The following is a 23719-nucleotide window of genomic DNA, read 5'->3' on the forward strand; positions in this document are numbered from 1 at the left end:
GGCCCCGGCGCGGTGAGCACACGCCGCACCATCGAACGATGGGTCGAGTTGTTCAATGCCGGTGATGCCCGCGGCATCTCGGAGTTGTACGCCGACGATGCGATCAACCATCAAGTCGCGCTGCAGCCCGTTGTCGGCCGGGACGCGATCGAGCAGTTTCATCGCGATGTCTTTGCCGCAGGACCGCTCATCTGCATTCCCGTCAATCTCGTCGTCGATGGCGAATGGGGTGCGCTCGAATGGATCGATCCCGAGGATTTCCGCGGCTGCGGATTCTTCCTGGTGCGCGACGGGAAGATCGCGCACCAGCGTGGCTATTGGGACAGCGCGCAACTCAACGCGGTCCACCCCGACGTCCATTGATGCGGCTCGGACGTCCGCAAAAATGCTGCGGCGCAGGGCTCAGCCGCTGGCCAGCCGGATCCGCCAGCGCACGAAAGCCGTGTAGCCGATGCAGATCAACCCGAGCATCGCCATGTCGAACAACCAGGTTCCCGCACTGTGCTCCCAGTGTCGGTCGGCTGGCGTCAACGGTCCCGGAACCAACCGGATCAGATCGATCGTCGAGGCCGAAGCGGCGAAACCCCAACGCGCCGGGGTGAACCACGACATCTGATCCAGCACGATCCGGTCCGTCACCGGGATCATGCCGCCCGAGAACACCAGCTGCGACATGATCGCGACCACGAGCAGCGGCATGATCTGTTCGTTCGACCTCGCCAGCGCCGAGAGCGCCAACCCGACCATCGCCGCGGCCACCGTCGTCACCGCGATGTCGACGAACAACTCGATGCTGCGGTTGCCCAGAAGGGAACCGCTGTCCACGGCGCCGGGTCCCCACCCCTTGCCGATGATCGCGATCGCCGTGACAATCGCCGACTGGACGATCGCGAACAGCGTGAACACGAAAATCTTCGCCAAAAGGTATGCCGTCGTTGACAATCCGACGGCCTGCTCGCGACGGAAGATCGCCCGCTCGCCGATCAGCGCGCGGATCGTCAGCGCGGTGCCCATGAAGATCGCGCCCACGTTGAGCATGACCAGGATCTGTCCCGGCTCGTTGGGTGCCGGTCCGCCCTGCATCGCGGGCACCGGCACGCCGAACCCGACGTCACCGGGCACCGAAAGCGACAGCACGCCCATGATGAACGGCAGCAGCATCAAGAACGCGAAGTAGCCGCGGTCGGACACCACCAAGCGCACTTGGCGCCGCGCGATCGTCGAGAACTGGCGCCGCACACTGGTACTGGTCGGGCTGCCGAGTTCGGACGGCCGTTCGGTCGGTGGCGGTGGCGGCGGTGGCCCGTGCCGCGAGAGGAAACGCTGGTTGGCCGCGTCGGGATCACTGGCCACAGTGCTGAAGATGTCGGCCCAGTTGGTCGTGCCCATCGACGTGCCGATCTGGCTGGGCGGACCGTAGAACGCGGTCTTGCCGCCGGGCGCCAGCAGGAGCACCTGGTCGCAGACGTCGAGATAGGTCAGCGAATGCGTGACGACCAGCACGACGCGGCCGGCATCGGCCAGTTGCCGCAGCATCGTCATGACCTGGCGATCCAGTGCGGGATCCAGACCCGAGGTCGGCTCGTCGAGGATCAGCAGCGACGGGCCGGTCAACAGCTCGAGCGCCACCGAGGCGCGCTTGCGCTGACCGCCGGAGAGTTTGTCGACGCGGGTCTCCAGATGCTTGGTCATCTCGAGTTCCTCGAGCACCTGCATGACGACCTGTTCCCGGTCGGCCTTCGTGGTGTCCGGCGGTAGCCGTAGTTCCGCGGCGTACATCAGCGCCTGACGAACGGTCAACTGGCCGTGGACGACATCGTCCTGCGGCACCATCCCGATCCGGGACCGCAGCGACGCATACTCGGCGTGCACGTTGTGGCCCTCGAAGGTCACCGTGCCCGTCGTCGGATGGGTGTAACCGGCGACGAGGCGCGCGAACGTCGACTTGCCGGCGCCCGAGGGCCCGATGACGGCCGTCAGCGTGCCGGGCCGCGCGGCGATCGAGATGTTGTGCAGCAGCGTCTTGTTGTTCTCGATGGTCCACGTGACGCCGTGCACTTCCAGCCCGCCGGTGCGGGTTGCGGCCTCGGTCTCGGTTCGGCGAACCAGCGTGCCACCGGAGAAGACGAGGTCGATGTTGCCGATCGTGACCGTGTCGCCGTCGTGCAGTACCGCGGACTCCACCCGCGCGCCGTTGACGAACGTGCCGTTGATGCTCCGGTTGTCCTGGATCTGGGTGCCGGCAGGGGTGGGCACCAGGCTCGCGTGATGGCGCGACGCCAGCACGTCGGGCACGACGATGTCGTTGTCGGTTGCGCGGCCGATCTTGACCGCGCCGGGGATGTTGTCCGCGGGCCTGCTCGGCCGCAGGATCTTGAGCATGCTCGTGGCGATGTTGCCGTCGCTCGAGCGGGGTGCCGCGGTCGGGCCCATCATGGTCACCGACTCGATTCCCGGCGCCGACATCGGCTGCGACGGCTGCGGCGGGCGCACCGGCTGGGGGGTGCTCGGCGGAGCGGCCGCGGGCCCGCTGCTGTGCGCGGCGGGTTGTGGTGCGCTGGGATAGCGAGGCGGTGCAGGGGCGGTCGGATATGCCGGCGCAGACCGCGGTCCACCGGGCGGCGGTCCATACGGGCGCGCCGCGGCCTGCGGCCCCGATGTCGGCGGAGGGGTCGGGGGACCACCCGCCGGCCGCTGGCCGGTGATCGGTACCGCCATGGTCGGCGTTCGGCCCGCCGCGCCCTGATGACGGCCGACCTCGAACGTCAGCCGTGGGCCGTCGGGGTTGCCGATGTTGACGGTCTGGCCGTCCTGGATGTCGACGGTGGGCACTCGCCGGTTGTTGACGAACATCCCGTTGAGGCTGCCGTTGTCGATCGCCACCCAGCGGCCCTGGTCGAACCGCAACACGAGGTGGGCGCGGGAGATCAGCGGATGGGCGATGCGAACGTCGGCGCGGAGGTCACGGCCGATGACGACATCGTTTCCCGCCGCGAAGGTCCGGGTCGATCCGTCGTACCGAACGGTCAGCGCGGGTGGGGCGGGTCGGCTCATCGAGGCAACTCTAACGGTAAGGGCGCCGTGCGGGGAGGTGGTCCGACCACGGGTCAGTGTCGCGGGATGCTCCAGCGCGCCGTGTCGGTGATCTGCTGCAAAGCCGCGATGCGGTCGTCCCGCGTCGTGATGACGTGTGCGAACGCCGCATCGACCGTCGTTTCGCCGTCGCGGGCCGGGCCCAGTAGCGGCCGATGACAACCACCCGACCGTCATCGGTCACCAGGTATTCGGCCGGATCGACGTGCATGTCGTACAGCGTGCCGATGGCTCCCCAGACACCGGCGATCATGTCCGCCGGGCCGTGGTGCTGTCCGCCGACACCGTGCGGCATACCCGGGCTGACCGTGCCGACGAAGTCCTCGGTCAGCAACTCGAAAAGCGCTCGGCCGTCTGCCCCGGCGAGGGCGTCGTAGAACCGCTGTGCGACATCGATGGGAGTGGACATGTTCGCCTCCTCAGGCTATTAGAGAGAAGCCTCTATTATAGGGTAGGGCGATGCCGCGGCCCGCGCGATTCACGGTCGACGAACTTCTCGATGCCGCCGCTGCACTGCTCGCCGACGAGGGACCCGCCGCGGTGACGATGTCTGCGGTGGCCCGCGCGGCAGGCGCGCCGAGTGGTTCGATGTATCACCGGTTTCCCGGCCGGGCGGCGCTGTGCGGGGAACTGTGGATGCGCACCGAGGAGCGCTTCGTCGCGGGGTTCACTGCGGCGTTGTCCGGGCCGCGCGGCCGGCGGTCCAAATGTGTCGCAGGCGCTCGCTACACCGTGCAGTGGTGCCGCGACCATCCGGCCGAGGCGCGGGTGCTGCTTGCGGGTGCGGATGCGCTTTGCGTCGCTGACTGGCCGGCACAGTTGGTTGCGCGCAGGCGCCGCGTGCAGCGTCAGCTGCGACGCTCGTTGGAGGGCGTGCCCGGCGACGCCGATCGGGTGAACGCCGCCGTCATCGATATCCCGTACGCCGTGGTGCGCCGCCATCTGTTGGCCGGGACCGCGATTCCGGCCGGCGCGGACGCGATCGTCGCCGACTGCGCGACAGCGCTCATTCCAGCCGACTGACGAAAGTTTGCCGGTCGTCCGGCGAGTCGCGCGCCAACGGCGTCGAATCGTGGTCACCATTGGTCATGGTGTCTCGGGCGCCTTTCGTGTTCGTCGGCATCGCCGGGCTCTGCATCGCGGCTGCGTTCCTGGCGCCGACGGTCGATGCGCAGAGCGCCATCGCCATCGACGAGCATGGGTTCGTCGATTCCGAGGCCCGCTGCGAGGCGCCATGGCAGCCAGTGGCATTCGGCCGCACACAGTTCGCGCTCGTCGCGATCTGCACGCGCGACGGGAGCCATCAGTACCGCGGTGTGCGGATGAGCGACGGACTGACGCTGACCGCCGCGGCCGTCGAGAAGGATGACGGCGTGTTCACCGTCGAGCACGACGGCGCCACGTACACGTTCTCCGCGAAGGAACTCGTCGTGGCCTCGGGAGACCGGGTGCTCATCACCGAACCGATGGTGGCCTACGTCGAGCCGCGGGTCGCCGCGGACGGCTGATAGTTGTCCGGCGCCCCGGTCAGCACACAGTGGGTGTGGCTGTAGATCGTCGTCATGCACTTGTTGTTGTGATCGCAGATCGACCGCACCGATCGGTCCGCCTGGATGCGGTTGATCAGATCGGGTTCGGCCAGCAGCGCGCGGCCCATCGCGACGAACTCGAAACCCTCGGCCATCGCCAGGTCCATCGTGTCGCGGTTGGTGATGCCGCCCAGCAGGATCAGCGGAAGCTTCAGCTCGGCGCGGAACTGCTTGGCGTCGCGCAGCAGAAACGCCTCGCGGTAGGGATACTCGCGCAGGAACTTCTTGCCGGTCATCCGAATGCCCCACCGCAGCGGTGGTTTGAACGCGCCGGCGAACTCCTTGACCGGGGCGTCGCCGCGGAACAGGTACATGGGGTTGACCAGGGAGCTGCCCGCGGTGAGCTCGATGGCGTCCAGCCCGCCGTCCTCCTCGAGCCATTTCGCGGTCTGCAGTGACTCCTCGAGGCTGATGCCGCCGCGTACGCCGTCGGTCATGGTGAGCTTGGCCGTCACCGCGATCGGGTTGCCCTCCTTCTCGACGGCGCGGCGCACGGCGGTGACAACGCCCCGGGCCACCTTTGCACGGTTCTCCAACGAGCCGCCGAATTCGTCGGTGCGGCGGTTGAGCAGCGGGCTCAGAAAAGAGCTGGCGAGGTAGTTGTGTCCGAGGTGGATCTCGACCGCGTCGAACCCGGCCTCGATCGCCAGGCGGGCGGCGTTGGCGTGGGCCTCGGTGACGTCGCGGATGTCGTCACGGGTGGCCTTCTTGGCGAACCGCATCGACAGCGGGTTGAAAAAGCGCATGGGTGCCAGCGCTTTGGCCTTGTTCGTCCGCGCGTTCGCGACCGGCCCGGCGTGGCCGATCTGCGCGCTGATCGCCGCGCCCTCGGCGTGGATCGCTTCGGTCAACTTCTTGAGCCCCGGCACGGCCTCCGGACGCATCCAGATCTGCCAGCCGTCGGTGCGCCCACCGGGGGCGACCGCGCAGTACGCCACCGTCGTCATGCCCACCCCGCCGGCGGCGGGCAGCCGGTGGTAGTTGATCAAATCGTCGGTGACGAGCGCGTTCGGGCTCGACGCCTCGAAGGTCGCCGCCTTGATGATCCGGTTGCGCAGCGTCACCGGGCCGAGCTTGGCCGGGGTGAACACATTGGGCTGAGTGTTCATATAGGAGGAGCATGCCAGACTGGCTTCACAGGCGAGCGATGCGACGGGAGGATTCTGCGTGGGTGCGATCACTTTGGACGGCAAGGCCACGCGCGACGAGATCTTCGTCGACCTCTCCAAACGGGTCGCGGCGCTGACCGCCGCCGGCCTCACGCCCGGACTCGGCACGGTGCTGGTGGGCGACGACCCCGGCTCGCACGCCTATGTGCGCGGCAAGCATGCCGACTGCGCGAAGGTCGGCATCAACTCGATCCGGCGCGATCTGCCCGCCGACATCAGCCAGGCCAAGCTCGACGAGACCATCGACGAACTCAACGCCAACCCCGAGTGCACCGGCTACATCGTGCAGTTGCCGCTGCCCAAGCACCTCAACGAGAACGCCGCCCTGGAGCGAGTGGATCCGGGTAAAGACGCCGACGGTCTGCATCCGACCAACCTCGGCCGGCTGGTGCTCAACGAGCCCGCGCCGCTGCCGTGCACCCCGCGTGGCATCGTGCACCTGTTGCGCCGCTACGAGGTCGAGATCGCCGGTGCGCATGTCGTCGTGATCGGGCGCGGGGTTACCGTCGGCCGCCCCCTGGGGCTGCTGCTGACGCGACGATCGGAAAACGCCACAGTCACGTTGTGCCACACCGCGACTCGTCACCTGCCCGAGCTTGCGCGCGAGGCCGACATCATCGTCGCCGCGGCCGGCATGCCGCACATGGTGACCGCCGAGATGGTGCGGCCGGGCGCGGCCGTCATCGACGTCGGGGTCAGCCGCGACGAGAACGGCAAGCTCGTCGGCGACGTGCATCCCGGCGTATGGGACGTCGCCGGCCACGTGTCGCCGAACCCCGGCGGCGTCGGCCCGTTGACCCGGGCATTCCTACTGACCAACGTCGTCGAGCGCGCGGAGGCACTGACCGCGACGTGACGCCAAAGGAGTTCGCGCGCAAGGTTTTCACGGGCCAGTGGCCGTTCTGGTCGGTGGGCCTGACCTTCGTCGTCGCGTTTGTCCTCGTGGTCGGCGGCTACTGGCGGCGTGGCGCGCTGGTGATGGCGATCGGGGTCGGTATCGCGGCGGGGCTGCGGCTGGTGCTGAGCGACGACCGCGCCGGCCTGCTCGCGGTGCGCAGCCGGGGCGTCGACTTCGTCACCACCGCGACCGTCAGCGCAACGATGCTCTACATCGCCTGGACCATCGATCCGTTGGGAACGAGTTAGCAGACCTAGGTGTACATCTAGGCCACCCGTTCGATCGCGAAGGCGGTCAGGAAGCCGACTGCGGTGATCACTCCGGTCAGAATGTGTGCTTCCTCGAAGGCTTCGGGAACCATCGTGTCGGCGATCATCGCCAGGATCGCTCCGGCGGCGACGGCGGTGATCACCGCGACGAGAGCCGGCGAGGCGTTGGCCAGCAGCACATATCCCAACATCGCGGAGATGCCGCTGATCACCGCGATTGCGCCCCACACTCCGAAGACGTAACGCGCAGAGCGATCGGCCTGCTTCATTCCGGCGGCGCTGGAAAGCCCTTCGGGGAGGTTCGAGATGAACACTGCAGCCAGCACGGTCAGCCCCACACCCTGTCCGCCGAGCACGGAGATGCCCAGCACCGCCGACTCGGGCACGCCGTCGAGCAGCGCACCGATCGCGATCGCGGCACCACTTCCACTCGCTTGCTCCTCCGTCGGTTGCCGGTCGCGTGAGCGCTTACGATGACGCGCGCCGCGCCGGGCCAGCGCCGCGTTGGCGGCGACGTACGCAACGGCCCCGCCGAGGAAACCGAGCGCGGTGGCCAGCAGCCCGCCGGTGCGCTCCGCTTCGTCCATGAGGTCGAACGCCAGCGCAGAAATCAGCACACCGGCGCCGAACGCCATGACACCGGCGACCACTCGCACTGGAACCCGCACGGCCCAGCCGATCAGCGCACCGAGGACCAGGGCGGCGCCGGCCACCAACCCCCACCCGCCGGCTTCAAGCCACCCCGGCATGACCATTCCGACGTTTGTGGCTGAACGATCCGATGCGGCTTACCGGAGGGGGCCGTCGTTGAGTCTTCATCGCGGTCGGTGTTCCCCGGCGCTCGTTCGGTTAAGCGCTCAGCTGCAGCGCGGCCGCGACGATCGGTTTCCCCCATCCCGGTGTGGCCGAGAGGTCTTCGGGGCCGACGACCTCGCCGTGGTCCACATGCAGCACAAGTATCGGCCGCGGCGCCTTCCCTTCGACAGGATCGGCGTGTGCGGAGTTGTCGTACACCCGCAATTCGGCGAGCACGGGCAGCAGCTGCACCAGGTTCTGCCTGCTGTGTCGCCAACGGCGCCGGATGACGGCTTCGGGGATGTCGTGGCCGCCGGAGCGTACGCGCTGCCGAACCCGCTCGATATGTGCGTCGGCGCCGGACAACCCGACGTACCAGACGCGTACTTCGATGCCTTGTGACGCCGCTTCGGACAGCAGCCGGGTGATGGTGCTGCCACCGAGCGTGGTCTCCAACGCAAGGTCAAGCCGTTCGTGGATCGCCCGTTGGAGCAGGCGCGTGCCCTGACGCCATGCCACGGCGTTCGCGTTGGTCTGGTCGAGCCCAGGGTTGGCCGCCATCAGTTCGCGCGCGGCCTCGTCGGGGTTGTAGTAATCACTGCCCGCCGCGCGGATCATCGCGCCGCCGATGCTGCTCTTACCGGCGCCGTTGACGCCGGCGAGGATATAGAGCCGGGACAGTCAGCGCCGCCGTTTCGGGCGGGCCGCCTTCACCGCGGCGCGGCCCAGTTGATCCGGGCCGGCGTCAAAGGCGGATGCCATACCCGCCTTCGACTTCGGGCTCTGCATCCGTTCGAGAAGATCATCGAACTGCTCGGTCAGCTCGTCGAGCGCGGGTGTGCTCGCCTTCGTCAGCGCCTCGAACTCGGCGTACGACAACAGCACCGCCCGCGGCGTGTTGTGTTTGGTGATCGCCACCGCGCCTGCGGTGGTGGCCTGCTCGAAGACCGCCCCGAACTCGTTCTTGAACCGGGTGGCGGCCACGGTTGGCACGTCGACCAGTTCGCCGTCGCGGTTACGGAACGTCAATGTGGACATATTGGCTATTCTAGCCATTTTTTCGCACGCCCGCCGAAACTGAAGATGTGCGCGAGTTTTGCGCGCGGCGGTTTTTCGAGCACAAGCTCAGTTTCGGCACCCGTCTAGCGTAGTTGCCCGCTAGGCAATTTTGCCCGATGTGCAACTTTTTGGATAACGTGGTGTCCATGTCCGGCCTGAGGGAGCGCAAGAAGCTCGACACTAAACGTGCGCTGAGCGATGCCGCGCTGAAGCTCGCCCTGGAGGGCGGCTTCGACGCGGTGACGCGTGAGGCGATCGCCGAACTGGCGGGCGTTTCGCTGCGCACGTTCAACAACTACTTCACCGGGAAGTACCAGGCGCTGGCCTACCGCCAGACTGAACGGCTGCGCCGCAGCATCGCGGAGTTGCGTGCCCGTCCGGCCGCCGAGCCGCTGTGGACATCGATCACCGAGTCGGTGCTGGCGCCGCTCGAGGAGGACTTCCGCGAGGCGAACGGCGCCGAAAACCGGATTCCCAGCCGCGAGGAGCTTGCCGAGATCCGAAAGCTGTTGATGCGACCGGAGATCCGCGATGCCGTGTCGAAGGGGCTGTTCGACGAATGGACGGTCGCCATCGCCGAGCGCACCGGCACCGACCCGGACGCCGACCTGTACCCGCGGCTGGTGGCCGCGGTGGTGCGCGCGGTCGGTGACGCCGCGACCGAGGTCTACGTGCGCGCCGACCCGCCGGTGCCGATCACGACGCTGATCCGCGCCGGCTTCGCCGAGGTCGCCGCCGGTCTGCCCGATCCGAGCGTCTCATGACCGGCGAGCACGCGTCCGTCGTCATCTGCGGCGCCGGGCCCAACGGGCTGATGCTGGCCTGCGAACTCGCGCTGGCGGGGGTGCGCCCCGTGGTGCTCGATCGACTGCCGGGACCGAGCGACGAGCCGAAGGCCAACGGCCTTGTCGGGCAGGTCATTCGACAGCTCGACATGCGCGGGCTCTACCACGCCTTCGGCGGTGAGGACGGCCCTCCGCGGCCGGTTCACGGCTGGATGTTCGCCGGGATGCCGCTGAGCTTGCTCGGCGTCGTAGACAACCCGATGTACGCGCTGCTGCTGCCGCAGCCACGGCTGGTCCGCCTGTTGGAGAAGCGGGCCCGCGACCTCGGCGTCGACATCCGCTGGGGCCACGAGCTGACAGGGCTGAGCGCGGCGGCCGACGCGGTGTCGGGGACCGTCGCGGCCGGCGCGCGAACGTACCGGCTGGACGCCGAATATCTCGTCGGCTCCGACGGCGGGCGCAGCACCGTCCGTAAGGGCGCCGGCATCGACTTTCCCGGCAGCACGTCGCCGACGGTGAGCAGGCTTGCCCACGTTCGGCTGCCGGACGAGTTGCTGGTTCCCGGCCGCGGCTACGACATCCCCGGCTTCGGCCTGATCCCGTTCGGGCCGAACAGGTTCGACAATGGCACGCTGGTCATCTTCCCGCTGGAGCCGGAGCGGCCGCTGCTGGGCACGATCGAGTACGGCTGGACGCCCGGTAGCGCCGACGGTCCGATGACGCTGGACGAACTGCGCGCCAGCGTCCGCCGGCTGATCGGCGTCGACGTACCCCTGCAGGAGCCGACGACGTCCGGCACGCACGCGTTGCGCCGCCTCGATGGGCAGAACACCCGCCAGGCTGACCGGTATCGCGTGGGGAGGGTGCTGCTGTTGGGTGACGCCGCGCATGTGCACTCGCCGATGGGCGGGCCCGGGCTGAACCTAGGCATGCAGGATGCGGTCAATCTCGGCTGGAAGCTGGCCGGCGTGGTGAACGGTTGGGCGCCCGCAGGCCTGCTCGACAGCTACGAGTCCGAGCGCTATCCGGTGGGCAAGCGGGTGATGATGCACTCGCTGGCGCAGATCGCGCTGGCTGCGCCGGGGCCCGAAGTGTCCGCGCTGCGTGAGCTTTTCAGCGAACTGGCGGCCAAACCGGAGGTGGCCGGCCATCTCGCCGGGTTGCTCGCCGGCTCCGATCTGCGCTACGACGTCGGCGACGATCATCCCCTGTCGGGTCTGATGGTGTCGGACCTCGTGTTCGACGACGGCCGTCGCGTTGCCGGCCTGCTGCACGAAGCCCGACCGGTGCTGCTGGACCTGTCGGGCGGCGCGGCGGCGGCGGTCGCGGCACCATGGGCAGATCGGGTGGACGCCGTGACCGTGGCAATGACCGATTGTCCGGCGGCCGCGCTGCTGCTGCGGCCCGACGGCTACGTGGCTTGGGCTGCAGACACATTCGACGCCGACGACGAGGATCGGCTGCGCGTAGTGCTCGTCCGGTGGTTCGGCGGCTGCTAGTTCTCGGGCGAGGTGGGCTGTTTCGCGAGCTCGCCGAGCGTCACCGGACCGTCGAGTGCGCCATTGTTCGCGGTCCTTCTCGGGTTGTACTCATCAACCGTCCGCTCGGCGACCGCTAGCGTGACATCGCGAACAGCGACGCCCATTGCGCCGCGGTCAGGTCTCGCGGCAGCGCGTGGACGCTGAGGCGGTTGTTGTGCAGCCATCGGCGGGTGGTGTCCTTCGGCAACCGGGCGCCGACGATCTGCGCGATACCGCGCCCTCGGCCGGTGAACACCTGATGCACCATCGCCTGGTAGCTGTGGCGGTCATCGTCGGCGACCAGCGGAGCGTCCCGCCGGCGGATCGTCATCAACCCGCCGTCGACGCTGGGCCGCGGTCGGAACGCGTTCGCCGAAACACGTTGCGACAGCGCGAACTCGTACCACGGCCACCATTGCGCCGTCATCATGGTGGCGCCGCCGACGCCTGCCCGCCGCCGGGCCACCTCCCACTGCACCAACAGCACGGCGTCGGTCCAGCCGGGGCCGCGCAGGATCCGGCGCAGCATGCTCGTCGTCAGATGGAACGGCAGATTGCCCACGATCACGTGCGGTGAGCGCGGCAGCCGGTAGCGCAGGAAGTCGGTCGGCACCACGTTGGTCGAGGCGGCGGTCCGCGCGGCGAGTCGTGCAGCGCGGCGCCCGTCGACCTCGAGCGCGGTCAGCGGTCGCCGGAGCCGCTGCAGCGGCACCGTGAGTGCGCCGTCGCCCGCACCGACTTCGACGATGGGTCCGTCGGTGCGCGCGACGAGATCGACGATCGCGCCGATGACGCGACGGTCGTGCAGGAAATTCTGGCCGAACTCGTGTTGGCCACGATGAGGGGAAGACACAGTGCCTCCGCGGTCGCCGGGACATGTCGCTGCGGCGGCGGATGTGATGCGTGAGAGGCAGATCCGCCGCTAGGCGGTGCGCAACCTCATCGAAGCTGTCATGGGCTCGAGGCTAGGGGACACCGGCGGGCGTCTCAACTGAATTTCGCCGCCGTCGTCAGGCCAGCGCAGCGCGGATGCACACCGTGACGTACGGCAGCGCCAGCCCGGTCGAGTTGGCCAGCGCCGGGTGGGTGCTCAGCAGTTCGCGCACGCGATCCAGCGTGCGGGTGCGGACCTTCTCCGGTGAGGTGATGCAGTAGCTGCGGGAGGCCACCAGGTCGATGAGCGCCTGCGGGGTCAGGTAATTGGTCCACTCGACCTGGTGACGCTCGACGCCGGTGAACGGCTCGGGCAGCGTCACGGTGGCGTTGAACGGATCGTCCTCGTGGCCGATGATGCGGCCGAGCTCCTTCACCCAGCCCAGCCGCTCGTCGCGGGTGTTCCACACCAGGCCGAGGCGGCCGCCGGGCCGCAGCACCCGGGCGACTTCCTTGACCGCGCGGTCGAGATCGAACCAGTGCCAGGCCTGGGCCACCAACACCGCGTCGACGCTGTCGTCGGGCAGCGGGATCTCCTCCGCGCTGCCGAGCAGCGCGGGCGTGTCGGGTAGCGAATTGCTCAGCAGCTCAAGCATTTCCGGGATCGGGTCGACTGCGACCACGTCGAGGCCGCGCTCGACGAGCCGGGTCGTCAGCTTGCCCGTTCCCGCCCCGAGGTCGAGCACTGTAGTGGCGCCGTCCGGCAGCAGCCAGTCGATCGCGTCGGGCGGATACGACGGCCGGCCCCGCTCGTAGGCGGCGGCTTCCGCGCCGAACGACAGCGACCGATCCTGCTCCGAGCGGGTCACCGCGCCGTCATCTCGCTGCCAGCTCCAGCGTCTTGCGGATCAGCTTGTACACCGCGTCGGTCTCCACCAGGAAGCCGTCGTGTCCGTAGATCGACTCCACGATGTCGAGCTCGGCGCAGCCCGGCAGCAACTCGGCCAGCTCCTGCTGCAGCCGCAGCGGGTAGAGCCGGTCGGAGGTGATGCCACCGACCACTGCGGGCACCGGGCAGCCCCGCAATGCGGCCTCGATACTGCCGCGGCCGCGGCCCACGTCGTGGCTCGACAGCGACTCGGTGAGGGTGACGTAGGTGCCCGCGTCGAACCGGGACACCAGTTTGCGGCCCTGGTGTTCCAGATAGCTCTGCACCGCGTAGCGGCCGCCGGAAGCGGGGTCCGCTGGGTTTTCGCCGTCCTGCGCATCGTTGGCGAAGCGGGTGTCGAGCTCGACCTCGCCGCGATAGGTCAGGTGGGCGAACCGGCGGGCGATCTCCATGCCGAGATCGGGCGAGCGCCCGGTGCCGTAATAGTCCCCGTTCTGCCAGTTCGGGTCGGCCTTGATCGCCGCGATCTGCGAGCTCTGGGTGCCGATCTGATCCGCGGTGGCGCGCGCCCCGACGGCGAGCACCAGCCCCGAGCGGACCTTGTCCGGGTGGCCGACCATCCACTCCAACGCCCTCGCGCCGCCCATCGAGCCGCCGACGACCGCGGCGACCTCGGTGATGCCGAGCGCGTCGAGCGCGGCAATGTCGGCCTCCACCTGGTCCCGGATGGACACGAGCGGGAAGCGCGAGCCCCACGCCTTGCCGTCGGGGTGCGGTGAGCTCGGGCCGGTCGAGCCGCGGCAGCCGCCGAGTACGTTGGTGGCCACCGCGCACCAGCGGTCGGTGTCGATCGGCCCGCCCGGGCCCGCCACGCCGTCCCACCAGCCCGCGGTCGGATGGTCCGGGCCTGCGGGGCCGGTGATGTGTGAGTCGCCGGTCAGCGCGTGCAGCACGACGACCACGTTGTCGCGCTGCGGCGACAGCTCCCCCCAGCGCTGGACGGCGATCGACACGTCGTCGATGACCGCACCGTTCTCCAGCGTCAGCGGGCCGATGTCGACGACGCCGACCTCGCCCTCGGCGGGCAGACTCAAAACTGGCACGTCGGCTTCCAATTCAGAGATGGACATCAGAACGCCGCCGCGGTGTTGGGATCGGTCGATCCGGCGGCGCGCAACGGCTTGGCGGCGGCGAAGCCCTGCTCCAGGTCGGCGAGGATGTCGTCGATTCCCTCGATGCCGACCGCCAGTCGCACCAGCCCCGGTGTCACCCCGGTGGCCAACTGCTCCTCCGGTGAGAGCTGCGCGTGCGTGGTCGACGCCGGATGGATCACCAGCGACCGCACATCGCCGATGTTGGCGACGTGGCTGTGCAACGTCAGCGCGTTGACGAAGGCCTTGCCGGCGTCGACGCCGCCGGCCAGCTCGAATGCCAGCACCGCACCGGTGCCCTTGGGCGCCAGCTTCTTTCCGAGGTCGTACCAGGGGGAGGAGGGCAGCCCGGCGTAGTTGACCGAGATGACATCCGGGTGCGCCTGCAGATACTCGGCCACCTTCTGCGCGTTGGCCACGTGCCGTTCGACACGCAGGCTCAACGTTTCCAGCCCCTGCGCGATCAGGAACGCGTTGAACGGCGACGCCGCCGAACCCATGTCGCGCAGCAGCTGTACGCGCGCCTTGAGCGCGTAGGCGGGCGCACCCAGTTCGGCGAACACCACGCCGTGGTAGCTGGGGTCCGGTTCGGTGAAGCCGGGGAACTTGCCGTTGGTCCAATCGAAGGTGCCGCCGTCGACGACGACCCCGGCGATCGCCGCGCCGTGCCCGCCGAGGTACTTGGTGGCGGAGTGCACGACGATGTCGGCGCCATGGCTCAGGGGTTGGATCAGGTACGGCGTGGCGATGGTGTTGTCGACGATCAACGGCACGCCGGCGTCGTGGGCGACCGCGGCGACGTTCGGGATGTCGAGCACGTCGATCTGCGGGTTGGAGATGGTCTCGGCGAAGAACGCCTTGGTGTTCGGCCGTACCGCGGCGCGCCAGGAATCGAGGTCGTCGGCGTCCTCCACGAAGCTGACCTCGATGCCGATCTTGGGCAGCGTGTAGTGGAACAGGTTGTAGGTGCCGCCGTAGAGGCGGGGGCTGGACACGATGTGGTCGCCGCTGTCGGCGAGGTTGAGGATCGCGAACGTCGACGCGGCCTGGCCGGACGACAGGAACAGCGCCGCGACGCCGCCTTCGAGCGCGGCGATGCGCTGCTCGACGACGTCGGTCGTCGGGTTCATGATCCGGGTGTAGATGTTGCCGGGCTCGGCGAGCCCGAACAGCGCGGCGGCGTGGTCGGTGCTGTTGAACGTGTACGAGGTGGTTTGGTAGATCGGCAGCGCCCGCGCGTTGGTGGCCGCGTCGGGGACTTGGCCGGCATGGACCTGTTTGGTCTCGAACGCCCACTTTGCGGTCGGGTCTTCTGGCGCGCTCATGCGGAACGGACCTCCATCTGTGTCTGGGGGCCCGTCATAACGGACCCGCGCTTGCCGGCAGCCGCTCGTTAGCGGTTACTCAACCTGGTCATCACCCGGGGCACCCCACCGCGGTTGGAGGGTTGCCGACCAGCAAGCCGGGGCTTGTCGCTGGCACTCATGACCGAGCAGAAGCGTATCGCACGTCACCGACGTGAGGCCAGCGAGGGCAGTGCGACGGCGGCGCCGCCACCTCTAGTCCCTCTCGGGAGACGTACGCCAGGGTCAAAATCCGGGGTCGACCCACAACCCTGGTGTAACTCTCGCCAATCGAGCCGACGTGCGGCAAAGACCCGCTGTGCAGGGCGGGCGACAAAGCTACTGGTCAGTAGCTAGTTCTTTGCCGATGGGGCCGGACCCCCTGGCTCACACGTAGCGTCGTGTCCGAGGCAATACTGGTAGTCGACGCGACACCGAACATCCTCGAACCGACCGCTACCGACGCCGGGAGAACACCGAATGACTGCCGAGCAGCCGACCATCATCTACACGCTGACCGACGAGGCGCCGCTGCTGGCGACCTATGCGTTCCTGCCGATCATTCGCACGTTCACCGAACCGGCCGGCATCAACGTCGAAACCAGCGACATCTCGGTGGCGGCGCGCATCCTCGCCGAGTTCTCCGACCGGCTGACCGAAGAGCAGCGGGTGCCCGACAACCTGGCCCGGCTCGGCGAGCTGACCCAGCAGCCGGACACCAACATCATCAAGCTGCCGAACATCAGCGCCTCGGTGCCTCAGCTGCTGGCCGCGATCAAGGAGTTGAAGGGCAAGGGCTACGACCTGCCGGACTATCCCGGTGAGCCGAAGACCGACGAGGAGAAGCAGGTCAAGGAACGCTACGCCAAGGTTCTCGGCAGCGCAGTGAATCCGGTTCTGCGGCAAGGTAATTCGGACCGTCGCGCGCCGAAGGCCGTCAAGGAGTACGCGCGCAAGCACCCGCACAGCATGGGGGAGTGGTCGCAGGCGTCGCGCACTCACGTGGCGACCATGAAGCGCGGCGACTTCTACCACGGCGAGAAGTCGATGACGCTCGACAAGGATCGCAAGGTCAAGATGGTGCTCGAGACGAAAAGCGGCGAGACTCTCGTCCTCAAGCCGGAAGTGGCGCTCGACGACGGCGACATCATCGACAGCATGTTCATGAGCAAACAGGCGCTGTGCGAATTCTTCGAAGAGCAGATCGAGGACGCCTACAAGACCGGCGTGATGTTCTCGCTGCACGTCAAGGCCACCATGATGAAGGTGTCGCACCCGATCGTGTTCGGACACGCGGTGAAGGTCTTCTACAAGGAGGCGTTCGCCAAGCACCAGAAGGTACTCGACGAACTCGGGGTCAACGTCAACAACGGAATGTCGGATCTGTACGACAAGATCCAGTCGCTGCCGGCGTCGCAGCGCGAAGAGATCGTCCAGGACATCCACGCCGTGCATGAGCACCGGCCGGAACTGGCCATGGTCGACTCCGCCCGAGGCATCACCAACTTCCACTCACCGTCCGACGTGATCGTCGACGCGTCGATGCCGGCCATGATCCGGCTCGGCGGCAAGATGTACGGCGCCGATGGCCGGACCAAGGACACCAAGGCGGTGAACCCGGAATCCACGTTCAGCCGCATCTATCAGGAGATGGTCAACTTCTGTAAGACCCACGGGCAGTTCGATCCCACCACCATGGGCACGGTTCCGAACGTCGGGTTGATGGCGCAGAAGGCCGAGGAGTACGGCAGCCACGACAAGACCTTCGAGATTCCCGAGGACGGCGTCGCCAACATCGTCGACATCGACACCGGCGAGGTGCTGTTGACGCAGAACGTCGAGACCGGCGACATCTGGCGGATGCCGGTGGTCAAGGACGCCGCGATCCGGGACTGGGTCAAGCTGGCCGTCACGCGGGCCCGCGCCTCGGACATGACGGCGCTGTTCTGGCTCGACACCGAGCGTCCACACGAGGTCGAGCTGCGCAAGAAGGTCAAGGAGTACCTGAACGAGCACGACACCGAGGGCCTGAAAATCCAGATCATGCCGCAGGTGTGGGCGATGCGGTACACGCTGGAGCGGTTGATCCGCGGCCAGGACACCATCGCCGTCACCGGCAACATCCTGCGCGACTACCTGACCGACCTGTTCCCGATCCTCGAGTTGGGCACCAGCGCCAAGATGCTCTCGATCGTGCCGCTGATGGCCGGTGGCGGCATGTACGAGACGGGCGCGGGCGGTTCGGCCCCCAAGCACGTCCACCAGCTGGTCGAGGAGAACCACCTGCGCTGGGACTCGCTTGGCGAATTCCTCGCCCTCGGCGCGTGTTTCGAGGACATCGGCCGTAAGACCGACAACAAGCGCGCCGTGTTGCTGGGCAAGACGCTCGACTCGGCGATCGGAAAGCTGTTGGACAACAACAAGAGCCCGTCGCGCAAGACCGGCGAGCTGGACAACCGGGGCAGCCAGTTCTATCTCGCCATGTACTGGGCGCAGGAGCTCGCCGAGCAGACCGACGACAAGGAACTGGCCGACCACTTCGCCGGGCTGGCCAAGACGCTGGGCGAGAACGAGGACGCCATCGTCACCGAACTCGCTGAGGTGCAAGGTGACTCGGTTGACATCGGCGGTTACTACTACCCGGACCGCGAGAAGACCACGGCAGTGATGCGGCCGAGCAAGACGCTGAACTCGGTGCTGGAAGGCGCGACGGAACAGCCGGTGACGGAGGGTTAGCCGCCGAGCGCTTCCCTCGGTTGCGGTGTCGTGTACCGGTCGACGAACCCGAGGATCACGTCGGCGACCCGTTGCGGCGCTTCGAACATCGGGATGTGCCCGACATCGTCGAGGTGGGTGACCTCGGTGCTCGACGGTAGATGCGTGCTGAAATGGCGGGTGAACCGCGGATGCGGCAGCACCCGGTCCTTCTCGCAGATCACCAGGTGTGTCGGCGCTTTGCCTTCGGCGAGTTCGAGAAGACCCGGCATCAACAGCGCCTTCACCAACAACTGGTAGTAGGCCGGGCAATGGGTGACGTCGTCGATGATGTCGACGAGGTCTTCGTCGGACAGCCGGTCCGGGGTGGCGCTGATCGGGAAGTGCGCCAGGTAGCGGGTGAACGGCAACTTCAGGACGCGCTGGCGGAACGCGAGCGTGAACAGCCAGACGGGCATGCCGGCCAGGAATTTGCCGACGATCTCGAACTTGGCGGGCGTGTAGCGACTCCAGCCACCGGCCGGTGCGATACCGGTCAGCGTGCGGGCCCGGCCGCGGCGTTCCAACTCGAAGGCCACCCAGCCGCCGAGCGAATTACCGACGATGTGCGCGGTGTCCCAGCCGAGTGCATCGAGCCGGCGTTCGACGTCGTCGGCCAGTTCGGCCGTGTCGAGGAAGTAGTGGCCCTTCACGCCGCCGTTGTGTCCGGGCATGGTGGGGGCGAGGACCTCGTACCGGCCGGTGTCGGCGATCAGCGGGGCGACTTTCTTCCACACGTTCTGCGACATCATGAACGGGTGTAGCAACAGCATTGGCTCCCCGGAGCCGAGGTGGATCGGTGCGCGCTCGCTCATCAGCCCGACATTAAGGTGATACCGGCGGTACCGCAAGTGCGTCGGTAGGGTCGCCCGCTGTGAGTTCGCTGATCGTGAGCACCGTCAACGTCAACGGCATCCGGGCCGCCGTCAAGCAGCGGTCTGCGCAGAACCTCGGGCTGTTGCCCTGGCTGGCCGAGACCACCGCCGATGTGGTGTGCCTACAGGAGACCAGGGCCGACGACGCGCAGTTGGCTTCGGCGTTGGCCCCGGCGCTGTCCGACGGTTGGCATTTGGCGTCCGCCGAACCGCATGTCAAGGGCCGCAGCGGCGTTGCCGTTCTATCCCGGCACCCGATCGAGGCCGCGCGGCTCATCGAGTCCGAAGAATTCGGGTCGCACGGGCGGTACCTGGAGGCCGACACCGCCGGGCTGACGGTCGCCAGCGTGTACATCCAGACCGGCGAGGCGGACACGCCGCGACAGTTGGAGAAGGAGCGGTTCATGGCGGTGCTCGCCGCGCGGATGGCGAAGCTGCAGTGCGCGGGCCGCGAAGCCGTCGTCTGCGGCGACTGGAACATCGCCCACACCGAGAACGACATCAAGAACTGGAAGGGCAACGTCAAGAAGTCGGGCTTCCTGCCGGCCGAACGGCAGTGGCTCAGCGAGCTTCTCGGGACGGGCTGGGTGGACGTGGTCCGCGAGTTGCATCCCGATCAGCCGGGCCCGTACGCGTGGTGGTCGTGGCGGGGCCGCGCGTTCGACAACGACGCGGGTTGGCGCATCGACTACCAGTTGGCGACGCCGGATCTGGCGGGGCGCGCGGTGGCGGCACGGGTCGAGCGTGCGGCGGCATACGCGCTGCGCTGGTCCGACCATGCGCCGGTGACGGTCGAATACCGATAGGGTCGATCAATCCGGTGCGTCGGGAGGAGCGCAGGCCATGACCGTAGACAACGAAGTGCCCCGCCGCCATCGCGTGGTCATCATCGGGTCGGGCTTCGGTGGCCTGTTCGCCGCCAAACACCTCAAACGAGCCGACGTCGACGTCACGCTGATCGCCAAGACGACGCACCATCTGTTCCAGCCGCTGCTGTACCAGGTGGCGACGGGCATCCTGTCCGTCGGCGAGATCGCGCCGGCGACGCGAATCATCTTGCGCAAGCAGAAGAATGCCGAGGTGCTGCTCGGTGAGGTCGTCGGCGTCGACCTCGAGAACAAGACCGTCACCTCCAAGCTGCTCGACTGGGAGCGGGTGGTTCCCTTCGACAGCCTGATCGTGGCCGCGGGCGCGCAGCAGTCGTATTTCGGCAATGACCATTTCGAGGCTTTCGCGCCCGGCATGAAGACCATCGACGACGCCCTCGAACTACGCGGCCGCATCCTCGGCGCGTTCGAAGCGGCCGAGGTGACGACGTCGGCCGACGAACGGCAACGCCGGCTGACCTTTGTCGTCGTCGGTGGCGGACCGACCGGTGTCGAGGTGGTCGGGCAGATCGCCGAGCTCGCAGATCGGACCCTGACGGGGGCGTTCCGCACGATCGACCCGACCGAGGCGCGGGTGATCCTGATCGAGGCGGCCGGGGCGGTGATGCCGCCGATGGGCCCCAAGCTCGGGCTCAAGGCGCAGCGTCGGCTGGAGAAGCTCGGTGTCGAGGTCAAGCTGAACACCATGGTGACCGACGTGGACTACAAGGGTCTGACCGTCAAGGAGAAGGACGGATCCGAGTACCGGATCGAGTGCGCCGTCAAGGTCTGGTCGGCCGGCGTGCAGGCCAGCCCGCTCGGCAAGCTCGTCGCCGAGCAGTCCGACGGCACTGAAGTCGATCGGGCGGGCCGGGTGGTCGTCGAACCCGATCTCACCGTCAAGGGCCACCCGAACGTCTTCGTGATCGGCGACCTGATGAGCGTGCCCGGCGTGCCGGGGCAGGCGCCGGGCGCCATTCAGGGCGCCAAGTACGCCACCAAGCTGATCAAGAGTGAACTCAAGGGTGCCGACCCGACGACCCGAAAACCGTTCAAGTACCTCGACAAAGGCAGCATGGCGACGGTGTCGCGGTTCTCGGCGGTCTGCAAGGTCGGCAAGCTCGAGTTCGGCGGGTTCATCGCCTGGCTGGCCTGGCTCGGCCTGCATCTGTACTACCTGGTCGGCAGCCGCAACCGTGTCGCCGCCGTGTTTTCCTGGTTCGTCACCTTCCTGGGCAGGGGCCGCGGGCAGATGACGATCACCGAGCGGTGGGTGTTCGCGCGGCGGGCGCTCGAACAGGTGCGGGACCAGGAGACTCCGCGCGCCATCGGGTGACTTGGGCACGTTTTGGAGGGTTCACCGCTCCAAACGGTGCACAAATCGCTTGTGAAAAGATGGGCCCATCATGAGCAGTTCCGCGCAGCAAATCGTCTTCTCGGGCGTGCAGCCCACCTCAGATTCCCTTCACCTGGGCAACGCGCTGGGGGCCATCACGCAGTGGGTCGGCCTGCAGGACGACTACGACGCGTTCTTCTGCGTGGTGGACCTGCACGCGATCACGATTCCGCAGGACCCCGAACAGTTGCGGCGGCGCACCCTCGTCACCGCCGCGCAGTACCTGGCGCTGGGTATCGACCCCGCGCGCAGCACGATCTTCGTGCAGAGCCATGTATCGGCGCACAGCGAATTGTCATGGGTACTGGGCTGTTTCACGGGTTTCGGGCAGGCGTCGCGGATGACGCAGTTCAAGGACAAATCGCAGAAGGAAGGCAGCGAGGCCACCACTGTCGGGCTGTTCACCTATCCGGTGCTGATGGCCGCCGATGTGCTGCTCTACGACACCGACCTGGTTCCGGTCGGGGAGGATCAGCGTCAGCACCTGGAGTTGGCGCGCGATGTGGCGCAACGGTTCAACTCCCGCTTCCCGGAGACGTTCGTCATCCCCGAACCGCTGATCCCGAAGGCGACCGCCAAGATCTTCGATCTGCAGGATCCGACGTCGAAGATGAGCAAATCGGCGGGCACCGAGGCCGGGTTGATCGGCCTGCTCGACGATCCGAAAGCGTCGGCCAAGAAGATCCGCTCGGCGGTCACCGACAGCGAGCGCGAGGTGCGCTACGACCCCGACGCCAAACCCGGCGTCTCGAACCTGCTGACCATCCAGTCGGCGGTCACCGGCGCCGACGTCGACAAGCTCGTCGAGGGTTACGCGGGACGCGGATACGGCGATCTGAAGTCCGACACCGCGGAAGCCGTGGTCCAGTTCGTCAGCCCGATCAAGGCCAGGGTCGACGAACTGCTGGGCGATCCCGCCGAACTGGAATCGGTGTTGGCGGCGGGGGCCGAGCGCGCCCGCGAGGTGTCTGCGAAAACGCTCGAACGGGTATACGACCGGTTAGGGTTTTTGCGGCGACGCTGCTGAAGTGTTGGGGAGGCTGGCATGACCCATGCCGAGCCGGATGACAAGCCGGGGTTCGTCGATCGGTTCCGGGCGCGGTATCGCTGGTTCGACCACGCCATGCGAGCGCAGGAGCGCTACAAGGACAGTAAGGGCGACTTCTACGCGGCCGGCATCACCTACTTCACGATCTTCGCGCTGTTCCCCTTGCTGATGGTCGGCTTCGCCATCGCCGGTTTCATCCTGGCCAGCCAGCCGGAGCTGCTCGCCGAGATCCAAGACCGGATCAGGGCGTCGGTGTCCGGTGACTCCGGCACCCAACTGGTGGAGCTGATGGACTCGGCGATCGAGTCCCGCACCTCGGTCGGAGTCATCGGCTTGCTCGCCGCGGTGTGGGCGGGGCTGGGCTGGATGGCGAATCTGCGTGAGGCGCTGAGCCAGATGTGGGGTCTGACGCGCGGGGAGCCCAAAGGCTTCCTGCGCACCAAGCTGTCGGACCTGACGGCGATCGCCGGCCTGTTCCTCGCGATCGCACTCACTGTCGCGCTGACCGTGGTCAGCAGTTCCGGTTTGGCGCGCAAAGCGGTGGAATGGGTTGGGCTGCAGGATGTCCCGGGCATGAGCGTGCTGTTGCGGGTGGTTTCACTGTTGGTTTCGGTGTTGATCAGCTGGCTGCTGTTCACCTGGATCATCTCGCGGCTGCCCCGCGAATCCGTCAGCTTCCGCTCCGCGCTACGAGCCGGGCTGTTGGCGGCGGTGGCGTTCGAGATCTTCAAGCAGGTGGCGTCAATCTACCTGCAGTCGGTCGTGACCGGCCCGGCGGGGGCGACCTTCGGCCCGGTGCTGGGCCTGATGGTGTTCGCCTACATCACGTCGCGCCTCATCCTGTTCGCCACGGCGTGGGCCGCCACGTCGACCGAAAACCTCGAGGCCGCGCCCGTCGAACCGCCGGGCCTCGCCCGAATCGCACCGCGGGTGCAGGTGCATGAGGGCGTCGGCGCGGGCGGTGTGCTGACCGCAGCCGCGGTGGGAGCGCTTGGCGCGCTGGGGATTTCGCGATGGACCCGCGATCGTTAGCTGACCGCTTTGAGCCCGACCACACAGCCGATGATGCCGACGATCAACAGCACCTTGATCGCCGACGCGCTTTCGGCTCCGGTGATCATCGCGTAGGCGACGGTCAGCGCCGCGCCGATCCCGACCCAGACCGCATAGCTGGTGCCGGGGGGCAAGCTGCGCATCGCGAAGCCCAGGCCGACCATCGACAGCACCAGTGCCACCAGGAACACCGTCGACGGGCCCACGCGGGTGAAGCCCTCCGTCTTGCTGAGCGCGGACGCCCACACCGCTTCCAGAACTCCCGACACGGCCAGAATCAACCAAGCCATCACA

The 23719-nt window shown here is 67.6% G+C and carries 24 protein-coding genes and 1 riboswitch; of the genes, 12 read left to right on the forward strand and 12 right to left on the reverse strand.

Annotated features, from left to right (window positions below):
- A partial coding sequence (locus AU185_RS04935) for a nuclear transport factor 2 family protein (RefSeq protein WP_216636414.1) occupies positions 1–363 on the forward strand: 363 nt, incomplete at its 5' end.
- Positions 364–402: 39 nt separating this feature from the next.
- Here the strand turns inward: AU185_RS04935 and AU185_RS04940 are convergent.
- Positions 403–3054: an FHA domain-containing protein gene (locus AU185_RS04940; RefSeq protein ID WP_059156945.1), complete on the reverse strand. Its 2652-nt coding sequence runs from the start codon at positions 3052–3054 to the stop codon at positions 403–405.
- Between the two features lie 10 nt (positions 3055–3064).
- A complete protein-coding gene (locus tag AU185_RS04945; RefSeq protein WP_231740310.1) occupies positions 3065–3502 on the reverse strand; it encodes a nuclear transport factor 2 family protein in 438 nt (145 codons plus the stop codon).
- Positions 3503–3552: 50 nt separating this feature from the next.
- Here AU185_RS04945 and AU185_RS04950 point away from each other — a divergent pair, with 50 nt between their 5' ends.
- A complete protein-coding gene (locus AU185_RS04950) occupies positions 3553–4116 on the forward strand; it encodes a TetR/AcrR family transcriptional regulator (RefSeq protein ID WP_059099405.1) in 564 nt (187 codons plus the stop codon).
- A gap of 68 nt (positions 4117–4184) precedes the next feature.
- Entirely contained in the window at positions 4185–4601 is a 417-nt protein-coding gene (locus AU185_RS04955) for a hypothetical protein (protein ID WP_156425405.1), read from the forward strand.
- Here AU185_RS04955 and AU185_RS04960 read toward each other — a convergent pair.
- On the reverse strand, positions 4568–5791 hold the full coding sequence (locus tag AU185_RS04960) for an NADH:flavin oxidoreductase (RefSeq protein ID WP_059099407.1): 1224 nt from the start codon (positions 5789–5791) through the stop codon (positions 4568–4570). The genes AU185_RS04955 and AU185_RS04960 overlap by 34 nt on opposite strands.
- A gap of 58 nt (positions 5792–5849) precedes the next feature.
- Here AU185_RS04960 and AU185_RS04965 point away from each other — a divergent pair, with 58 nt between their 5' ends.
- Both AU185_RS04965 and AU185_RS04970 read left to right on the forward strand, forming a co-directional pair.
- A complete protein-coding gene (locus tag AU185_RS04965) occupies positions 5850–6707 on the forward strand; it encodes a bifunctional methylenetetrahydrofolate dehydrogenase/methenyltetrahydrofolate cyclohydrolase (RefSeq protein WP_059099408.1) in 858 nt (285 codons plus the stop codon).
- Positions 6704–6997, forward strand: coding sequence for a DUF3017 domain-containing protein (locus tag AU185_RS04970; protein ID WP_059099409.1), 294 nt, complete (start codon positions 6704–6706; stop codon positions 6995–6997). The genes AU185_RS04965 and AU185_RS04970 overlap by 4 nt, the downstream gene beginning before the upstream one ends.
- Before the next feature lie 17 nt (positions 6998–7014).
- Here the strand turns inward: AU185_RS04970 and AU185_RS04975 are convergent, their stop codons facing one another.
- From AU185_RS04975 to AU185_RS04985, 3 genes are all read right to left on the reverse strand, one after another.
- Positions 7015–7767, reverse strand: a complete 753-nt coding sequence (locus AU185_RS04975; protein ID WP_059099456.1) for a ZIP family metal transporter — start codon at positions 7765–7767, stop codon at positions 7015–7017.
- A gap of 100 nt (positions 7768–7867) precedes the next feature.
- Entirely contained in the window at positions 7868–8494 is a 627-nt protein-coding gene (locus tag AU185_RS04980; RefSeq protein WP_286142983.1) for an ATPase, read from the reverse strand.
- Positions 8495–8851, reverse strand: coding sequence for a type II toxin-antitoxin system prevent-host-death family antitoxin (locus AU185_RS04985; RefSeq protein ID WP_059099411.1), 357 nt, complete (start codon positions 8849–8851; stop codon positions 8495–8497). It lies immediately after the preceding gene.
- 167 nt (positions 8852–9018) lie between these two features.
- Between AU185_RS04985 and AU185_RS04990 the strand changes: the two genes are divergently transcribed.
- Together AU185_RS04990 and AU185_RS04995 are read left to right on the forward strand one after the other, a co-directional pair.
- Positions 9019–9636: an acyl-CoA-like ligand-binding transcription factor gene (locus AU185_RS04990; RefSeq protein ID WP_059099412.1), complete on the forward strand. Its 618-nt coding sequence runs from the start codon at positions 9019–9021 to the stop codon at positions 9634–9636.
- Positions 9633–11156, forward strand: a complete 1524-nt coding sequence (locus AU185_RS04995) for an FAD-dependent monooxygenase (RefSeq protein ID WP_059099413.1) — start codon at positions 9633–9635, stop codon at positions 11154–11156. The genes AU185_RS04990 and AU185_RS04995 overlap by 4 nt, the downstream gene beginning before the upstream one ends.
- 115 nt (positions 11157–11271) lie before the next feature.
- Here AU185_RS04995 and erm read toward each other — a convergent pair whose 3' ends face one another.
- From erm to AU185_RS05015, 4 genes are all read right to left on the reverse strand, one after another.
- Complete coding sequence (gene erm / locus AU185_RS05000; RefSeq protein WP_059099414.1) at positions 11272–12030, reverse strand: 23S ribosomal RNA methyltransferase Erm; 759 nt, start codon at positions 12028–12030, stop codon at positions 11272–11274.
- A 157-nt stretch (positions 12031–12187) separates the two neighbouring features.
- Complete coding sequence (locus tag AU185_RS05005) at positions 12188–12919, reverse strand: class I SAM-dependent methyltransferase (protein WP_059099415.1); 732 nt, start codon at positions 12917–12919, stop codon at positions 12188–12190.
- 7 nt (positions 12920–12926) lie between these two features.
- Entirely contained in the window at positions 12927–14069 is a 1143-nt protein-coding gene (metX, locus tag AU185_RS05010) for a homoserine O-acetyltransferase MetX (protein WP_059099416.1), read from the reverse strand.
- Entirely contained in the window at positions 14069–15415 is a 1347-nt protein-coding gene (locus tag AU185_RS05015) for a bifunctional o-acetylhomoserine/o-acetylserine sulfhydrylase (RefSeq protein WP_059099417.1), read from the reverse strand. The genes metX and AU185_RS05015 overlap by 1 nt, the downstream gene beginning before the upstream one ends.
- Positions 15416–15457: 42 nt before the next feature.
- A riboswitch (SAM riboswitch) is annotated at positions 15458–15580 on the reverse strand.
- Between the two features lie 333 nt (positions 15581–15913).
- On the opposite strand from AU185_RS05015, the gene AU185_RS05020 reads away from it, so the two are divergent.
- A complete protein-coding gene (locus tag AU185_RS05020; RefSeq protein ID WP_059099418.1) occupies positions 15914–18169 on the forward strand; it encodes an NADP-dependent isocitrate dehydrogenase in 2256 nt (751 codons plus the stop codon).
- Here AU185_RS05020 and ephH read toward each other — a convergent pair.
- Entirely contained in the window at positions 18166–19002 is an 837-nt protein-coding gene (gene ephH / locus AU185_RS05025; RefSeq protein ID WP_059099419.1) for an epoxide hydrolase EphH, read from the reverse strand. The two genes, AU185_RS05020 and ephH, sit on opposite strands and share 4 nt — an antisense overlap.
- 68 nt (positions 19003–19070) lie before the next feature.
- On the opposite strand from ephH, the gene AU185_RS05030 reads away from it, so the two are divergent.
- The 4 genes from AU185_RS05030 (at position 19071) to yhjD (ending at position 23404) form a co-directional block, all read left to right on the forward strand.
- Positions 19071–19868: an exodeoxyribonuclease III gene (locus tag AU185_RS05030; RefSeq protein WP_059099457.1), complete on the forward strand. Its 798-nt coding sequence runs from the start codon at positions 19071–19073 to the stop codon at positions 19866–19868.
- A 37-nt stretch (positions 19869–19905) separates the two neighbouring features.
- Positions 19906–21264, forward strand: coding sequence for an NAD(P)/FAD-dependent oxidoreductase (locus AU185_RS05035; RefSeq protein ID WP_059099420.1), 1359 nt, complete (start codon positions 19906–19908; stop codon positions 21262–21264).
- A gap of 70 nt (positions 21265–21334) precedes the next feature.
- Positions 21335–22351, forward strand: coding sequence for a tryptophan--tRNA ligase (gene trpS, locus AU185_RS05040; protein WP_059099421.1), 1017 nt, complete (start codon positions 21335–21337; stop codon positions 22349–22351).
- Between the two features lie 18 nt (positions 22352–22369).
- Positions 22370–23404, forward strand: a complete 1035-nt coding sequence (gene yhjD, locus AU185_RS05045) for an inner membrane protein YhjD (RefSeq protein WP_059099422.1) — start codon at positions 22370–22372, stop codon at positions 23402–23404.
- Here the strand turns inward: yhjD and AU185_RS05050 are convergent.
- Positions 23401–23715 carry a DMT family transporter gene (locus AU185_RS05050; RefSeq protein ID WP_059099423.1) on the reverse strand — a complete coding sequence of 105 codons (315 nt, stop codon included), beginning with the start codon at positions 23713–23715 and terminating at the stop codon, positions 23401–23403. The two genes, yhjD and AU185_RS05050, sit on opposite strands and share 4 nt — an antisense overlap.
- Positions 23716–23719: the final 4 nt, after the last annotated feature.

The sequence above is a fragment of the Mycobacterium sp. GA-0227b genome, assembly GCF_001499855.1.
Lineage (GTDB): Bacteria > Actinomycetota > Actinomycetes > Mycobacteriales > Mycobacteriaceae > Mycobacterium.

What these genes read in the sequence shown, in the direction of transcription:
- AU185_RS04940 (WP_059156945.1), bottom strand. Translation starts at nt 3,054, where the DNA reads ATGAGCCGACCCGCCCCACCCGCGCTGACCGTTCGGTACGACGGATCG.
- AU185_RS04985 (WP_059099411.1), bottom strand. Translation starts at nt 8,851, where the DNA reads ATGTCCACATTGACGTTCCGTAACCGCGACGGCGAACTGGTCGACGTG.
- AU185_RS04945 (WP_231740310.1), bottom strand. Translation starts at nt 3,502, where the DNA reads ATGTCCACTCCCATCGATGTCGCACAGCGGTTCTACGACGCCCTCGCC.
- yhjD (WP_059099422.1), top strand. Translation starts at nt 22,370, where the DNA reads ATGACCCATGCCGAGCCGGATGACAAGCCGGGGTTCGTCGATCGGTTC.
- metX (WP_059099416.1), bottom strand. Translation starts at nt 14,069, where the DNA reads ATGTCCATCTCTGAATTGGAAGCCGACGTGCCAGTTTTGAGTCTGCCC.
- AU185_RS04975 (WP_059099456.1), bottom strand. Translation starts at nt 7,767, where the DNA reads ATGCCGGGGTGGCTTGAAGCCGGCGGGTGGGGGTTGGTGGCCGGCGCC.
- AU185_RS05035 (WP_059099420.1), top strand. Translation starts at nt 19,906, where the DNA reads ATGACCGTAGACAACGAAGTGCCCCGCCGCCATCGCGTGGTCATCATC.
- AU185_RS04995 (WP_059099413.1), top strand. Translation starts at nt 9,633, where the DNA reads ATGACCGGCGAGCACGCGTCCGTCGTCATCTGCGGCGCCGGGCCCAAC.
- AU185_RS05015 (WP_059099417.1), bottom strand. Translation starts at nt 15,415, where the DNA reads ATGAGCGCGCCAGAAGACCCGACCGCAAAGTGGGCGTTCGAGACCAAA.
- AU185_RS04950 (WP_059099405.1), top strand. Translation starts at nt 3,553, where the DNA reads ATGCCGCGGCCCGCGCGATTCACGGTCGACGAACTTCTCGATGCCGCC.
- AU185_RS05020 (WP_059099418.1), top strand. Translation starts at nt 15,914, where the DNA reads ATGACTGCCGAGCAGCCGACCATCATCTACACGCTGACCGACGAGGCG.
- trpS (WP_059099421.1), top strand. Translation starts at nt 21,335, where the DNA reads ATGAGCAGTTCCGCGCAGCAAATCGTCTTCTCGGGCGTGCAGCCCACC.
- AU185_RS04960 (WP_059099407.1), bottom strand. Translation starts at nt 5,791, where the DNA reads ATGAACACTCAGCCCAATGTGTTCACCCCGGCCAAGCTCGGCCCGGTG.
- AU185_RS05050 (WP_059099423.1), bottom strand. Translation starts at nt 23,715, where the DNA reads ATGGCTTGGTTGATTCTGGCCGTGTCGGGAGTTCTGGAAGCGGTGTGG.
- ephH (WP_059099419.1), bottom strand. Translation starts at nt 19,002, where the DNA reads ATGAGCGAGCGCGCACCGATCCACCTCGGCTCCGGGGAGCCAATGCTG.
- AU185_RS04990 (WP_059099412.1), top strand. Translation starts at nt 9,019, where the DNA reads ATGTCCGGCCTGAGGGAGCGCAAGAAGCTCGACACTAAACGTGCGCTG.